This is a genomic window from Rhodococcus sp. 05-2255-3B1 (assembly GCF_002258545.1).
Classification (GTDB): domain Bacteria; phylum Actinomycetota; class Actinomycetes; order Mycobacteriales; family Mycobacteriaceae; genus Rhodococcoides.
The window spans coordinates 73,361-87,075 of the sequence record NZ_NOZC01000031.1 but is presented as its reverse complement, the minus strand read 5'-3'; the positions used below and the strand labels follow the sequence as shown (position 1 = coordinate 87,075).

Below are 13,715 nucleotides of genomic sequence, written 5' to 3'. Positions count from 1 at the left end.
CCTGCGCCGAGCGGCGCGGGGGTCGTTTCTCGTACACTGGCCGCGTGAGCATCGCCGGCAGCTTCAGCTACTACATCCTGACCTTTCTTCAGATCCTCGGAGTGGTAGGAGCAGGATTCGCGATCTTCCACGCATTGCGTCAGCGCGCCGACGCCTTTCCTGCCGTGGACAAGCTCACCAAGAACGCGTGGCTGGCCATCCTGTTCGTCGGCCTGCTCCTCATCCTCGTCTCCGGAGTGATCGGATTCCTGGGCATCATCGGCGTCGTCGCCGTGTGCGTGTACCTCGTCGACGTACGGCCCAAGATCGACAGCATTCAGCGCGGACCTCGCTGGTAACCAGCCGCGTCGACGCCCGTTCGGTTCTGGGCGTAGCCTCTACCGCACCCGCTCGGGGGATACAGGTGGAGGGGAATCAGTGGTTTCACGCAAGGTAATCGAACGCGCGCTGTTCGGAGTCGGCAGTGCGGCCGTCGCGGCAGGCATCGGTACGTTCGTCGTTCGGCGGCGGCGCCTGCACTCGTTCACCAAGACGACCGACGTCCAGCCCGACGAGCTGCTGCAGTACCCCACCTTCGAACCGCACATCACCGAGGTGGTCACCGACGACGGTGCCCACCTGCACGTCCGTAGCTACGGTGACTCCGATGCCGCGCCGATCGTCTTCAGCCACGGCTGGACCTGCTCGGCCGACTACTGGTACCCGCAGATCAACGCCCTCGCCGGCCGCTACCGCGTCATCGCGTACGACCAGCGCGGCCACGGCCGCAGCGACGTGGGAACGCGACCACTGAGCCCCGACGTGCTGGCCGACGACCTCGCTGCGGTCCTCACCGCCACCGTCGACGAGGACAACAAAGCTGTGCTGGTGGGTCACAGCATGGGCGGCATGTCGATCATGGCCTGGGCCGGAAACTATCCCGAACAGGTCGATCGCCTGGTCAGTGCCGTCCTGCTCGCCAGCACCGCGACCGACTCACTCGTCCGCGAAACCACCGTCATCCCACTGCCGCAGCGCTTCCCGCGCCTCCCGACCCCCGTGGGCAAAGCCGTGCTCAGCTCGGCGCTTCCGCTGCGGCCGTCGCCGGTGACCCGCCAGGCCATCAAGTACATCTCCATGGCACCAGGAGCGACACCGGCCGAGGTGGCGTTCTGCGAGAAGATCGTGCTCGAATGCGCCCCGCGCACCCGCGGCATCTGGGGTGCCGCGCTCAGCGACCTCGACATCCACGAAGCGCTCGAGAACATGTCCGTTCCCACCAGCGTGCTCGTCGGATCGGCCGACCGACTGACCCCACCCGTGCACGCCCGCAAACTCGCCCGCGCCCTCGACGATCACGACCACCTGAGCAGACTGATCGTGATCCCCGGCATCGGACACATGAGCTCCGTCGAGGCAATCGACGAATTCAACACCGAAGTGGTTCGGCTCCGGAACTTGTGATCTAGCTGAACACCACGGTCTTGCGGCCGTGCACCAGGACACGATCCTCCAGGTGCCACCGCAGGCCACGGGAGAGCACCAGCTTCTCGATGTCGCGGCCCTGACGCACCATGTCGGCCACCTCGTCGGAATGGTCGACGCGGATGACGTCCTGCTCGATGATCGGACCCGCGTCGAGCTCGGCCGTCACGTAGTGGCATGTCGCGCCGATCAGCTTCACGCCCCGCGCGAACGCCTGGTGGTACGGACGCGCGCCGACGAACGACGGCAGGAAGCTGTGGTGGATGTTGATCGCTCGGCCCGCCCAGTGCGCGCACAGCGACTCGGGCAGAACCTGCATGAAGCGTGCCAGCACAACCGCGTGCGGGTCGTAGGAATCGACCAGCGACCGCACCTCCTCGAAGGCGGGCCCGCGCTCGGCCGGATCCTTGGCGAACTCGACGTGATGGAACGGGGTGCCGTGCGCTGCGGCGATCGGTTCGAGCGACTTGTGGTTGCCGATCACCGCGGAGATCTGAGCGGGCAGTTCGCCGCCCGCAGCGCGCCCGAGGAGGTCGTGCAAGCAGTGCGCCTCCTTGCTGACCAGTAGGACCACGCGCTTGGGCTCACCCGAATCGTGAAGTGTCCATTCGGTTTCCGGGCCGAGCTCGGCAGCCACCACGGCGAAGCGCGTCCTCAGCTCCTCGATGCTCATGTCCACCGACGACGCGCGCACCGCCTGCCGGGTGAAGAACCAACCGGTGTCGGGATCGGCGTGATAGGCGGCCTCGACGATCCATCCACCGACCTCGGCGAGGAAGGTCGAGATGCGGGCGACGATGCCCGTCTTGTCGGGGCAACCGAGCGACAGAACGTAACGGCGATCCTCGGATACGGAAGAACTCATACCGCCGATTGTCTCAGGGCGTCCGCACCCCGGTTGCCACCAGTGTCCCCAGATCGATCGAATCGATTCCGCGCTCGGTGAGCAGCTCCGAGAACTCGGCACGGATCTGCGTCCGGGTCGCATCGTCGAACGGTGTCAGCGCTCCCCGCATCGCACTGCCCAGCACGAGATCCCACACGAACGACTCCGTCGCGGGAACGTGATTGGACAGCTCCACGACCTCGACATCGGTGGTGCCGGCCGCGGCGAGCCATGCCGACAGAAGATCCGCCGTCTCCATCCGCCGGATCGGGTGCTTGTCGTAACCGTCCTGCGCGAGTGGCCCGTCGTGTTCGCTCGGCGGCGAATGCGCACCGATCACCTCGAAGAACGTGCCCGCGAACGCCTCGAACGCACCCTTGCGCCACACCGTCACCCCGACGCGACCGCCCGGACGAACCAACGACACCAGACGAGCGAAGTCCCCCTCGGGATCGGGCAGAAAGAAGATGCCGTACGAACAGGCCAACGCGTCGTATCCGGCATCGGGAACCGTCGACGGCGGCTCCCATTCGGTGGCGTCGGCGAGCACGAAGTCGATGTTGCGCAGGGCCCTTTCGGTGGCTTTCACCCGCCCGACCTCGAGCAGGTCGTCGGCGAGATCGACGGCGTGCACGAGGCCGTCCGGGCCGACGGCGGCCGCCGCGGGAATCGCCGATGCCCCGGTGCCGGAGCACACGTCCAGAACGGTGTCCCCGGTCGCCAACTCGAGCGCGAAGGCGAGCGACTGCCCGGCCGGCCCCCAGACCTGTGGCGTCACCGCGTCGAACTCCCTGCTGGTGGCGTTGAAGGTGGCGGCGAGCGAGGCTGCGGTCATGAACCAAAATCGTAGACCGACAGGGCTACGAAAGGGCGTGCTGTGAAAAGCTGGACCGCATGACACTCACCCGCTCCGCCCTCGCCGGAATGGTCGACCACACGCTGCTCAAGCCCGAAGCCACGACGGCCGACGTGGCCGCTCTTATCGAGGAAGGCCGCGAACTCGGAGTGCTCGCGGTGTGCGTATCGCCGTCGATGCTGCCGATTCGGGCCGAGGGAATGCTCACTGCCGTCGTCGCCGGATTCCCGTCGGGCAAGCATCACTCGCTGATCAAGGGTTCCGAGGCCAGGCTCGCGGTGCAGCAAGGCGCCGACGAGGTCGACATGGTGATCGACGTCGGCGCGGCCATCGCGGGGGACTACAACGCGGTACTGGCCGACATCGTCACCGTCCGCGAGGGGATCGCCGGAACTGCGGTCCTGAAGGTCATCATCGAATCGGCCGCACTGTCCGACGACGCGATCGTCGAGGTGTGCCGCGCCGCCGAGAAAGCCGGTGCCGACTTCGTCAAGACATCCACCGGATTCCACCCCGCAGGCGGCGCGAGCGTCGAAGCGGTGCGCTTGATGGCGGAGACCGTCGGCGGACGACTGGGCGTCAAAGCCAGTGGCGGCATCCGCACCACGGAGGCCGCCCTGGCCATGATCGACGCGGGCGCAACACGATTGGGTCTTTCGGGAACGCGCGCGGTGCTCGACGGTCTGAGCTAGAGCGACTGCGTCGCACGTGCACGGTAATTCGTAGCCTGCTACGAATTACCGCTCACGTGGGTTACGCGACCAGCGAGCAACCCTCGGGTGTCGGCTGATTCTGATCCTGCTGAGTCACCGGAATCGTGTACTGCCCGCCTTCGAGGGTGAGCTCGATGCCGCTGTCGGTGACGGTCAGCGACGTCGGAGCCATGTCCAGCGGGTAGGCCTGCAGACTGTCGGTCAGCACACCGACGACGGAGTCGACCAGATCGGTGGGGATGCCGAGACCCAGAATCGATGCGTCGACGGTCTGGAAGTCGACCCTGCCGTCTGCAACCTGCGGCTTGACGGTCAGATTCGCCAGTGCTCCGACGGCGAAGTCGAGGGTGCCCGCCGACGCGTCCGAGGTGACGCCCGAGACGATCGCGCCGATGCCCTGGCTCTGCAGGGTGCGGGTGATGCCGTCGGTCGACCACGAGATGTCGGCACTGGAGCTGCCGATGGTGCCGCCGGAGTCGGCGGTCTGCGTCAGGTTCAGGTCACGTGCCTCGGCGTGCACGACCATGCCCTCGGCGGGACCGAAGCGCGCGTCGTCGCTGTCGACGGTGACCGAGGAGACCTTCTTGTCCACCAGTGACAGCAGGACCGGCTTCAGGCCGAGACCGACCTCGACCTGGCTGCCGAGCTCGGACTCGAGCTGGCCGGCGAGGCAGGATTTGATCTGCTGACGGACGAACAACTCGCCACCGATGACGGCGACGAGGAGGACGACGACGACGGAGACTGCGATCAGCGGTGCGGTGCTGCGCCTGGCTGTGGATGACATTCCTGGCAGTCTTCCCGATGATTCTGAGCAAGCTCTGTGAAACTCGCCGAACCTGCGTTCTCGATCGAAACTTTGTGACCTGTAACACATTGTGACGTAGGCTTGCGTCATGAGTACGACAGGACCGAGCGTGCACGAATTGCACTCGCTGGCCACTCGCCAGGACGGTTACTTCACGGCCGAGCAGGCCGGCGAGCTCGGCTTCGATTCTGCGATGGCGCGCGTAAATCTGGCCACCAACACGTGGACTCGCGTCGAGCGCAACCTGTTCCGACTCGGCCAGTGGCCACACAGCGAACTCGAAGTGTTCGCCATGTGGTGTGCCTGGTTCGGCGGCGAGGCCGTGATCTCGCACCAGAGCGCGGCGGAGCTACACGGATTCGGGCACCTGCACCCTCAATTCGTGCACGTCTGCGCATTCGGCGACCTACGACTGACCGACACCAGACTGGCGGTGCATCGCCTACGACTCGAGCCCCGGGACGTCGAATCGGCAGGCACGTTCAACCTCACCACCCCGGTGCGGACCGTGCTCGACCTCGCCGCAGGCGGCATCTCCCAGATCACCCTCGACGAGGTGGTGTGCGACGCCGTGGCGATCGGTCGCGTCGACCCGCAGGCGCTGTACTCCGAGGCCGGAAACAGCACCGACCGAGTGGCCGAACGCGTCGAACTGGCACTGTCCGCCTGCACCTAGTCGATTCGCGTTGCCGGTGCGACCGTCGACCACGGGACCGTGAGTACGTTGTCTCGCATCCGTCGGCGCGGGAGTGCGATCGGAAGACCCTGTTCGGCAAGCACTTTCATGGCTGCGCGCCACCGAATTCGAGGCCCGAACGGGGCCAGCGGGGCCGAGACCGACCACGCTCTGTCGGCCCGTCGAAGCAGATCGTGGATCAGCTCGCCCTCGATGTTGCGATGTATCAACACCTTCGGAAGCCGCTCCGCGATGTCCGACGGCATCTCGACGTCGAACGGATCCCATGCCAGCGTCAGGGAACGGGGGCCCTCGGCGTCGAGCAACACCCAGGCGCACCGTCGACCCAGCTCGTCGCAGGTGCCGTCCATCAGCAGGCCACCGGGTGCCAGGCTCGACAGAATGCGTTGCCAGGCAGCGGGTACCGCATCCTCGGGATACTGGCGCAGTACGTTGAACGCCCGCACCAGGTCGGGGCGCAGGCCCGCCAGCTCGAAACCGCCGCGGGCGAACTGCACGCCGTCACTGCCGGGGACGACGCGAGCGGGGTCGATCTCGAGACCGGTGACTCGGAGGTCGGGCCGGACGGTGCGCAATCGACCGGCCAGCTCGAGCGTCGTGTTCGGCATCGCCCCGTACCCGAGGTCCACGACGAGGGGATTCGCCGAGCTCTGCAGAACGCGTCGGACATCGGGGTGGTGCATCAGCCACCGGTCGCTACGACGCAACCGATTGATGCCGGTGGTGCCGCGAGTGATGACACCTTCGGGGGCAGGAGTGGAGCCTGTGGAACGACCCAGATGGGGAGTGGAGCCTGCGGAACGACCTCTGTGGACCGGGCTCAGGGCTAGGCGTTCTTCTCGAGCCAGTCGGCGGTCACTTCGCCCTCACCGCGCCACAGGTCGATGAGGTTGACGAGCATCAGCTGTTCGAGCTTGCCGCCGATGAACGGCAGGAAGACCTTGGCCTCGGAGGAGGTGCGCAGGGTCGATCCGCCGTTGGTGGGGAAGAGCGAGGTGGTGCCCTTGAGTGAGCCCGGTCCGGCCGGAATCGACGCGTCGTAGTGGCCCGCGGTGACTTCCTCGAAGGCATCGAAGTGCACGTTGCGGGTGATGATCATGTCCTTCTTCATCACCGTCTGCGCGATGTCGGGCAGTTCGGTGCGCGGGATGACGTGGTGCATCACGATGTCGATTCCGGCGTCGGACACCTCGAAGCTCTTCAGCTCGTTCTCCGAGTACTTACGCATCTCCTCGATGCGCGCATCCCAGTGATCGCGACTGGAGAGCGCTGCATAGACCTGCTGCGTCGAGTGGGTGAACCGGGCGGAGTAGTTCATTCGGCGAGCCATAGTGCGCCAGGTTAGCCGTTCGGGTTCGCGGCGATCCAGTTACCGGTGAAGTCCTGTTCGTTGTCGATGAGGGAGAGCACCTGCTCGCTGATCATCGCTTCGATCTTGCCGCCGAAGATCGGAACCTTGACCTCGGTGGTGCCTGCCAACGCGATGGTGGTCGTCTCGCCGCCGGCGTCGAGCGTGGTGGTGCCGGTGATGCGGGCCGGTGCGCCTTCGACGGTCGCTCCGAACGTGCCGTCGGCGTGGGTGCCGTCGAACGGTCCCCAGCTCTCGGTGCGTTCGATGATGAGGTCGCCCTTCTTGAAGGCGGTCACCGCGGACGGCAGCTCCTCTTCGGGAACTGACTGGGTCATGACGACGTCGATGGTTCCGTTGCCGACCGTGACGCTCTTCAGGCTGGCACCCGGTCCGCCGATCTGCTCGATGCGGTCCTTCCAGTACTGCTCGGACGTCAGCGCGGCGTGGACCTTGTCGGCGGAGGCGGGCACAGTCGAGCTGTGCTCAATGGGGCGAGGCATCCCCGCAGGTTACCGGGTGACCGAAGACCCGGTGCGCGACCGGTAGCGTGAGAGTCCGTGCCTACTGCAATTTCGGAGCTCACCACCATCCGGGTGGGCGGCCCGGCCCGTGAATTCACCGTCGCGACGAACGCCGACGAGTTGGTCTCGCTGGTGCGTGACGCGGACCGCTCGGGGACGGATGTGCTGGTCATCGGCGGCGGATCCAACCTGGTCGTCGGCGACGACGGCTTCGACGGCCGGGTGGTTCGGGTGACCGGGTCCCGGCTGGACATCGACGGCGAGATGGTGACGGTCGATGCGGGTGTCGAGTGGGATGCCGTCGTGCAGGCGACGATCGACGCGGGACTGTCGGGCATGGAAGCGCTCTCGGGTATCCCCGGAACCACCGGCGCGACGCCCATCCAGAACGTCGGCGCGTACGGCGCGTCGACGTCGGAGCTGCTGCACAGCCTCACCGTCTACGACCGCGAGACCGATCGGACGGCGGTGTGGACGCCGGAGCAGTGCGGTTTCGGAACGCATCGGTCGTCGGTGTTCAAGCGATCCTCGCGCTACGTGATTCTGGACGTGACGTTCGCACTGAAGAAGACGACCGAGTCGCTTCCGGTGCGCTACGCGGCGTTGTCGGAGCGTCTCGACGTGCAGATCGGCGACGTCGTACCGGTGCCGGACGTGCGCGCTGCCGTGCTGGCACTGCGCGGCGAACGCGGCATGGTGCTCGACGCGGGCGACCACGACACGTGGAGCGTCGGATCGTTCTTCCTCAACCCGGTCCTGCCCGAGGTACCCGAGGCCGCCGCACACGCGCCCAACTTCCCCGACCCCGCGGGCACCAAGATCCCGGCCGCCTGGCTGATCCAGAACGCGGGCTTCCCACGCGGGTACGGCACCGAATTCGGGCGCGGCACCGCGGCGCTCTCCTCGAAACACGTGCTGGCGATCACCAACAGGGGTGGGGCGACCGCGTCGGACATCATGGCGCTGGCCGCGCACGTCCGCGACGGGGTGCAGGAGAAGTTCGGCATCACGCTCACGCCCGAGTGTGACCTCGTCAACTGCGCACTGGGTTAGGGCCGGTCGAAACGGCGCATACGATGAAGCTTTGCAAGTGAAGGCTCCAGGGAGGTAAATCAGTGCAGGTCACCAGCGTGGGACATGCGGGATTCCATATTCGGACCGACGCCGGAAGCATCCTGTGCGACCCGTGGGTCAACCCGTCGTTCTACGCGTCGTGGTTCCCGTTCCCCGACAACTCGGGTCTGGACTGGGACGCCCTCGGTGATTGCGACTACCTCTACGTCTCGCACCTGCACAAGGACCATTTCGACCCGAAGAACCTGGCCGAGCACGTCAACAAGGACGCCACGGTCCTGCTGCCGGACTACCCGGTGCTCGATCTCAAGCACGAGCTGGAGAAGCTCGGCTTCCACAAGTTCTACGAGACGACGGACTCGGTCAAGCACACGATCTCCGGTCCCAAGGGCGATCTGGACATCATGATCATCGCGTTGCGTGCGCCCGCCGACGGGCCGATCGGCGACTCGGGTCTGGTCGTCTCGGACGGCAAGACCGTCGCGTTCAACATGAACGACGCGAGGCCGGTGGACCTGGACGTGATGACCGAGAATTTCGGTCCCGTGGACGTGCACATGCTGCAGTACTCGGGCGCGATCTGGTACCCGATGGTCTACGACATGGTCTCGCGCGCGAAGAAGAACTTCGGCATCCAGAAGCGTCAACGGCAGATGGATCGGGCGCGCCAGTACATCGAGCAGGTCGGCTCCACCTGGGTCGTCCCGTCGGCAGGCCCGCCGTGTTTCCTCGACGACGAACTGCGCTCGCTCAACGACGTCTACGGCGACCCGGCGAACGTGTTCCCGGACCAGATGGTGTTTCTCGAGCAGATGCGACTGCACGGGCACGACAAGGGCCTGCTGATGATGCCGGGCACCGCCGCCACGTTCGACGGCTCCGAGCTGATCTCCCACGAGCACCCGATTCCGACGGCCGAGGCCGAGGCCATCTTCACCACCGGTAAGGCCGAGTACATCGAGGCCTATGCCCAGCGTCAGGCATCGGTCATCGCAGCGGAGAAGGCGGCGTGGGCTCCGGCCGAGGGCGAGCCACTGCTCGAGCCGATGAGGGGCCTGTTCGAGCCGATCATGGCGCAGACGGACCTGATCTGCGACGGCATCGGCTATCCCGTCGGAATCACCATGGGCGACGAAACCGTCGTGCTGGACTTTCCGAAAAGGATTGTGCGCGAACCGATCTCGAACGAGAAGTTCCGCTACAGCTTCACCATCCCGCCGGAACTGGTGCGCACCGCGATACGTGACCGAGAGCCGGACTGGGTCAACTCGATCTTCCTGTCCACCCGCTTCCGAGCCCGACGCGTCGGCGGCTACAACGAATTCCTCTACACGTTCTTCAAGTGCCTCACCGACGAGCGCATCGCCTACGCCGACGGCTGGTTCGCCGAGGCGCACGACGACACCGCCACGATCACGATGGGCGGCTACGAGATCCAGCGCCGCTGCCCGCACCTGAAAGCGGACCTGACGAAGTTCGGCATCGTCGAGGGCAACAAGCTCACCTGCAATCTGCACGGGTGGGACTGGAGCCTCGATTCCGGGCGCTGTCTGACGTCCAAGGGGCACGAACTGCGTACGCGCAAACTCTGAGTCGTTCCGCGGAACTCCACTCCTGCAGCTGTGAGTCATTCCGCGGGCTCCACTCCTGCCAGCTGTGAGACTGCCCCCAAAAATCGGGGTAGTTCGCCGACGCAGGTACGTTGGATAACGTGCATGAGCAGGTAGAACAGACAAAACGGACTCGCACGGTGTGGTTGATCGCCGTGCTGGTCGCCTTGGTGGCACTCGTGGCAGGCTGCACCGTCGGATCGGGCGATGCCGGCTCGGGCACGGCAGCCCCGACCACCGAGGCAGCGCCCGTCGCACGGGTGACCGAGAACCCGGTCGCAGGTGCCGTCGACGTCAGCCCCGTCGCGCCGATCTCGGTCTCCGTTGCCGACGGAACGCTCACCCAGGTCGCGTTGACCAACCCCGACGGCAAGGTCGTCCAGGGCGCGCTCTCGCCCGACAAGACCTCGTACGCCATCACCGAGCCTCTCGGCTACGGCGTGCAGTACACGTGGTCCGGCTCGGCCGTGGGCAGCGACGACAAGGCCGTCGAGATCACCGGTGCCTTCACCACCGTCGAACCCGACAGCCGCACGTCGGTGAGCACCAACATCGGCGACGGCCAGGAGGTCGGCATCGCCGCCCCGATCATCCTGCAGTTCGATTCGGCGATCGCCGACAAGGCCGCCGTCGAGAAGGCGTTGACGGTGACCACCAACCCGCCGACTCCCGGCGCGTGGGCATGGTTTCCGGACGACAACGGCTCGCGCATCCACTGGCGTCCCACCAACTACTGGGCTCCCGGCACGACCGTCTCGGTGGTAGCCAACCTGTACGGCGTGAACTACGGCGACGGTGCATACGGAGCCGACGATGTCACCCTGAACTTCAGCATCGGACGCAGTCAGGTCGTCGTCGCCGACGCCACCAGCCACCGCATGCAGGTGGTCCGCGACGGCGCGACGATCATGGACATACCGGTCAGCTACGGCGAGGGCAACGAGGACCGCAACGTCACCCGCAGCGGTATCCACGTCGTCACCGAGAAGCACGAGGACTTCCTGATGTCCAACCCGCCGTTCTACGAGAACGTCCGCGAACGCTGGGCTGTGCGTATCTCCAACAACGGTGAGTTCATCCACGCCAATCCGCTGACAACCGGAGTGCAGGGGGCCTCGAACGTCACCAACGGGTGCATCAATCTCTCCGACGCCGACGCTCAGCAGTACTTCCAGACGGCGATGTACGGCGATCCCGTCGAGGTCACCGGCACGCGCATCGACCTCTCGGCAGCAGACGGCGACCTGTACGACTGGGCCATCGACTGGCCGACGTGGGAGTCGATGTCGGCGCTGTGAGCGCTACGCGCAGGTGAGCGGAACTTCGTAGCCCACTACGAAGTTCCGCTCACCTGCGGCGAAGCCGCTACTTACGGGAGAAGCGCCCCGGACCGGCCTGATCACGTGGCTTGATGATGATCTGATCCAGGTTGACGTGCGACGGGCGAGATGCGACGAAGCCGATCACCTCGGCGATATCGCTTGCCACGAGCGGTGTGATGCCCTGGTAGACCGCGTCGGCCTTGTCTGCGTCGCCGTCGAACCGGACGAGTGAGAACTCGGTTTCCACGGCACCCGGCGCGACCTCGGTCAATCGCACCGGCTTGCCCAGCAGCTCGCCGCGCAACGTCCGATGCAGCACTGCCTGAGCGTGCTTGGCCGAGGTGTAGCCCGAACCGTTGTCGTACGCCTCGAATGCCGCAACCGACGTGATGGTGACGATCAGGCCGTCGCCGGAGTCGATCAGCTTGGGCAGCAACGACTTCGTCACCCGCAATGTACCGAGCACGTTGGTCTCCCACATCCAGCGCCAGTCGTCGAGGTCGGCGTCGATCACCGGGGCCAAGCCCTTCGCGCCACCGGCGTTGTTGATCAACACGTCGACGCGGGGAATGACCGCGGTGAAGGCAGCGACCGAATCCTCGTCCGTCACATCGAGTTCCAGGGCAGTGCCGCCGATCTCCGACGCCAACTCCTCCAGCCGGTCGAGGCGGCGGGCTCCGATCACGACGTGGAATCCGTCGGCGGCGAGTTGGCGGGCGGTGGCCGCGCCGATGCCGGAGCTCGCTCCGGTGACGACGGCGATTCGGGCATCGGGGGAAATGTGTTCGGACGAGGTCATGGTGAAATTCTATGCCCGGCGTACCCCGTGCTTTCCGATGCCCGATTGGACTTCGGACGCGAGGGTGCTAATTTTGGACTCATGTCCGCCAGTGAGACCACCGCGATGCGGGTCACCTATGTGACCGCATCCCTCGGTTCTCGCTTGCCGCTTCCTCGGGAACTGTGTTGTCCCGGCCAAGGAATCCGTCTCTAGCTCCCTGTTTCGAGCTGCAGACAGTCGATTCGCGTGTCGTGGTTCTTCGCGACCACCGCACCCTTCCTTGACCTGCATCACTTCGCTCTTTCGTCGTTGTCCATCCACGACGGAGGTCTGCCATTGCTGAGGACCACAACGGATGTCTGTTTCAACGCTGCACCACCACACCGGCCCCACCTCTCTTCGGTCTCTCGCGAGGCCTCGATCGCGCGTCCAACTCGTCGCACCCGATCTGCGGATCGCCGACAGTCCCGCCGCGTCGGTACTTCGGGTGGTCTGCGTCGAAGGTCCCATCTCGCGCGAGCGTGCTGCTCGCGCAACCGGTTCGAGCATCGCCACCGTCAACCGTCAGGTGTCGGCCCTGCTCGCCGTCGGGATGCTCCGTGAGCGCGCAGACCTGACGGCACCGGGGGCGATCGGCCGCCCGCGGGTGCCCTTCGAGGTCAACCACGAACCGTTCTCGACCATCGGCATCCACATCGGAGCCGTCGTCACCGGCATCATCGTCAGCGATCTGCGGGGACGCATCCTCGGCGCCATCGAGATACCAACGCCCGCCGGGTCTTCGGAGACAGCGTTGGCGTCGATCACCCGCAGTGCCGGTGCCTTCGCCGGACGCTGGCACCGCCGCACCCCACTGTGGGTCGGGGTGGCGATCGGTGGACGTGTCGACACCGCGACCGGCACCGTCGACCATCCGCGGCTGAGATGGGAGAACGGCCGCGTCGCCGGAATCATCGGCGGTGGACTCGGACTGCCGATCTCGGTCTCCGGGCACGTCGAGGCCATGGCGGCCTCGGAGCTGCTCCTCGCACCGCGCCTGTCGGACAGTGTTGCGTCGCAGAGCAACAGCGGAACTTCTCTGTACTTCTACGCACGCGAGACCGCAGGCATGGCGCTGACCATCGACGGCCGCGTGCACACCCCCACGAGCGGCCCGGGGTCCATCGCACACCTGCCCACCGGATCGTCGGCGCTGTGCAGCTGCGGCAATCGGGGATGCCTCGAGGCCTCCGTCAGCGATCGAGCCGTGGTCGCCGCCGCCGTCGATCGCAAAATAGTCGGACCGCAGCCTCACCCGAGTATCGGCGCGGTGTATCAGGCGGCGCAGGCAGGCTCCGAGGCCGCGCGGGAGTTGCTCGCCGAGCGAGCGCAGATTCTGGGGCGGACGGTGGCGCTGCTGCGCGACATGTTCAATCCGGACCGCGTGGTACTCGGAGGCCAGGCGTTCACCGCGTACCCGGCCGGAATTCCGCACGTGGGGGAGGCCTTCGCGACGCATTCGACGTTGGAGCGCAGGGATATTCGGGTGACCGGTTTCGGCGACAAAGTGCAGGAGTACGCCGCAACCGTGGTCTCTCTGAGCGCCCTGTACTCCGATCCGCTCGCCTCGATGCGCAAGGCTGCCGCGTAGGT

At 66.0% G+C, this 13,715-nt stretch carries 15 protein-coding genes; 8 read left to right on the top strand and 7 right to left on the bottom strand.

All coding sequences use genetic code 11. The annotated features are described in order from the left end of the window. Positions 1-50 precede the first annotated feature (50 nt). Together CH249_RS17750 and CH249_RS17745 are read left to right on the top strand one after the other, a co-directional pair. On the top strand, positions 51-338 hold the full coding sequence (locus CH249_RS17750; RefSeq protein ID WP_371828356.1) for a DUF2516 family protein: 288 nt from the start codon (positions 51-53) through the stop codon (positions 336-338). Between the two features lie 79 nt (positions 339-417). Beyond that, complete coding sequence (locus CH249_RS17745) at positions 418-1,443, top strand: alpha/beta fold hydrolase (protein ID WP_032393847.1); 1,026 nt, start codon at positions 418-420, stop codon at positions 1,441-1,443. 1 nt (position 1,444) lies between these two features. On the opposite strand, the gene purU is transcribed toward CH249_RS17745, so the two are convergent. Together purU and CH249_RS17735 are read right to left on the bottom strand one after the other, a co-directional pair. After that, positions 1,445-2,329 (bottom strand): formyltetrahydrofolate deformylase, encoded by an 885-nt coding sequence (purU, locus tag CH249_RS17740; RefSeq protein WP_032393848.1) that lies wholly within the window; start codon positions 2,327-2,329, stop codon positions 1,445-1,447. A 13-nt stretch (positions 2,330-2,342) separates the two neighbouring features. Beyond that, complete coding sequence (locus CH249_RS17735) at positions 2,343-3,185, bottom strand: class I SAM-dependent methyltransferase (RefSeq protein ID WP_094646844.1); 843 nt, start codon at positions 3,183-3,185, stop codon at positions 2,343-2,345. Positions 3,186-3,244: 59 nt separating this feature from the next. On the opposite strand from CH249_RS17735, the gene deoC reads away from it, so the two are divergent. Beyond that, positions 3,245-3,898: a deoxyribose-phosphate aldolase gene (deoC, locus tag CH249_RS17730; RefSeq protein ID WP_373453491.1), complete on the top strand. Its 654-nt coding sequence runs from the start codon at positions 3,245-3,247 to the stop codon at positions 3,896-3,898. A 61-nt stretch (positions 3,899-3,959) separates the two neighbouring features. On the opposite strand, the gene CH249_RS17725 is transcribed toward deoC, so the two are convergent. Then, positions 3,960-4,706, bottom strand: a complete 747-nt coding sequence (locus tag CH249_RS17725) for a DUF2993 domain-containing protein (protein ID WP_179272843.1) — start codon at positions 4,704-4,706, stop codon at positions 3,960-3,962. 109 nt (positions 4,707-4,815) lie between these two features. On the opposite strand from CH249_RS17725, the gene CH249_RS17720 reads away from it, so the two are divergent. Beyond that, a complete protein-coding gene (locus CH249_RS17720; protein ID WP_032393851.1) occupies positions 4,816-5,403 on the top strand; it encodes a type IV toxin-antitoxin system AbiEi family antitoxin in 588 nt (195 codons plus the stop codon). On the opposite strand, the gene CH249_RS17715 is transcribed toward CH249_RS17720, so the two are convergent. From CH249_RS17715 to CH249_RS17705, 3 genes are all read right to left on the bottom strand, one after another. Continuing rightward, a complete protein-coding gene (locus CH249_RS17715; protein WP_256981152.1) occupies positions 5,400-6,107 on the bottom strand; it encodes a class I SAM-dependent methyltransferase in 708 nt (235 codons plus the stop codon). The genes CH249_RS17720 and CH249_RS17715 overlap by 4 nt on opposite strands. Positions 6,108-6,250: 143 nt before the next feature. Beyond that, complete coding sequence (locus CH249_RS17710) at positions 6,251-6,754, bottom strand: DUF2505 domain-containing protein (protein ID WP_032393853.1); 504 nt, start codon at positions 6,752-6,754, stop codon at positions 6,251-6,253. An 11-nt stretch (positions 6,755-6,765) separates the two neighbouring features. Beyond that, the gene (locus CH249_RS17705) at positions 6,766-7,275 is read right to left on the bottom strand and encodes a DUF2505 domain-containing protein (protein ID WP_094629748.1); all 510 of its coding nucleotides are present in this window, start codon (positions 7,273-7,275) and stop codon (positions 6,766-6,768) included. 57 nt (positions 7,276-7,332) lie between these two features. Between CH249_RS17705 and CH249_RS17700 the strand changes: the two genes are divergently transcribed. From CH249_RS17700 to CH249_RS17690, 3 genes are all read left to right on the top strand, one after another. After that, the gene (locus CH249_RS17700; protein ID WP_094646847.1) at positions 7,333-8,349 is read left to right on the top strand and encodes a UDP-N-acetylmuramate dehydrogenase; all 1,017 of its coding nucleotides are present in this window, start codon (positions 7,333-7,335) and stop codon (positions 8,347-8,349) included. A gap of 62 nt (positions 8,350-8,411) precedes the next feature. Further along, positions 8,412-9,962, top strand: a complete 1,551-nt coding sequence (locus CH249_RS17695) for an MBL fold metallo-hydrolase (protein WP_032393856.1) — start codon at positions 8,412-8,414, stop codon at positions 9,960-9,962. A 119-nt stretch (positions 9,963-10,081) separates the two neighbouring features. After that, entirely contained in the window at positions 10,082-11,278 is a 1,197-nt protein-coding gene (locus CH249_RS17690; protein ID WP_179272842.1) for an Ig-like domain-containing protein, read from the top strand. Positions 11,279-11,345: 67 nt separating this feature from the next. On the opposite strand, the gene CH249_RS17685 is transcribed toward CH249_RS17690, so the two are convergent. After that, complete coding sequence (locus CH249_RS17685) at positions 11,346-12,101, bottom strand: SDR family NAD(P)-dependent oxidoreductase (RefSeq protein ID WP_094632686.1); 756 nt, start codon at positions 12,099-12,101, stop codon at positions 11,346-11,348. Between the two features lie 337 nt (positions 12,102-12,438). On the opposite strand from CH249_RS17685, the gene CH249_RS17680 reads away from it, so the two are divergent. Then, on the top strand, positions 12,439-13,713 hold the full coding sequence (locus CH249_RS17680) for an ROK family protein (RefSeq protein WP_094681925.1): 1,275 nt from the start codon (positions 12,439-12,441) through the stop codon (positions 13,711-13,713). Positions 13,714-13,715 lie beyond the last annotated feature (2 nt).

What these genes read in the sequence shown, in the direction of transcription:
- purU (WP_032393848.1), bottom strand. Translation starts at nt 2,329, where the DNA reads ATGAGTTCTTCCGTATCCGAGGATCGCCGTTACGTTCTGTCGCTCGGT.
- CH249_RS17735 (WP_094646844.1), bottom strand. Translation starts at nt 3,185, where the DNA reads ATGACCGCAGCCTCGCTCGCCGCCACCTTCAACGCCACCAGCAGGGAG.
- deoC (WP_373453491.1), top strand. Translation starts at nt 3,245, where the DNA reads ATGACACTCACCCGCTCCGCCCTCGCCGGAATGGTCGACCACACGCTG.
- CH249_RS17725 (WP_179272843.1), bottom strand. Translation starts at nt 4,706, where the DNA reads ATGTCATCCACAGCCAGGCGCAGCACCGCACCGCTGATCGCAGTCTCC.
- CH249_RS17720 (WP_032393851.1), top strand. Translation starts at nt 4,816, where the DNA reads ATGAGTACGACAGGACCGAGCGTGCACGAATTGCACTCGCTGGCCACT.
- CH249_RS17715 (WP_256981152.1), bottom strand. Translation starts at nt 6,107, where the DNA reads ATGCACCACCCCGATGTCCGACGCGTTCTGCAGAGCTCGGCGAATCCC.
- CH249_RS17710 (WP_032393853.1), bottom strand. Translation starts at nt 6,754, where the DNA reads ATGGCTCGCCGAATGAACTACTCCGCCCGGTTCACCCACTCGACGCAG.
- CH249_RS17705 (WP_094629748.1), bottom strand. Translation starts at nt 7,275, where the DNA reads ATGCCTCGCCCCATTGAGCACAGCTCGACTGTGCCCGCCTCCGCCGAC.
- CH249_RS17685 (WP_094632686.1), bottom strand. Translation starts at nt 12,101, where the DNA reads ATGACCTCGTCCGAACACATTTCCCCCGATGCCCGAATCGCCGTCGTC.
- CH249_RS17680 (WP_094681925.1), top strand. Translation starts at nt 12,439, where the DNA reads ATGTCTGTTTCAACGCTGCACCACCACACCGGCCCCACCTCTCTTCGG.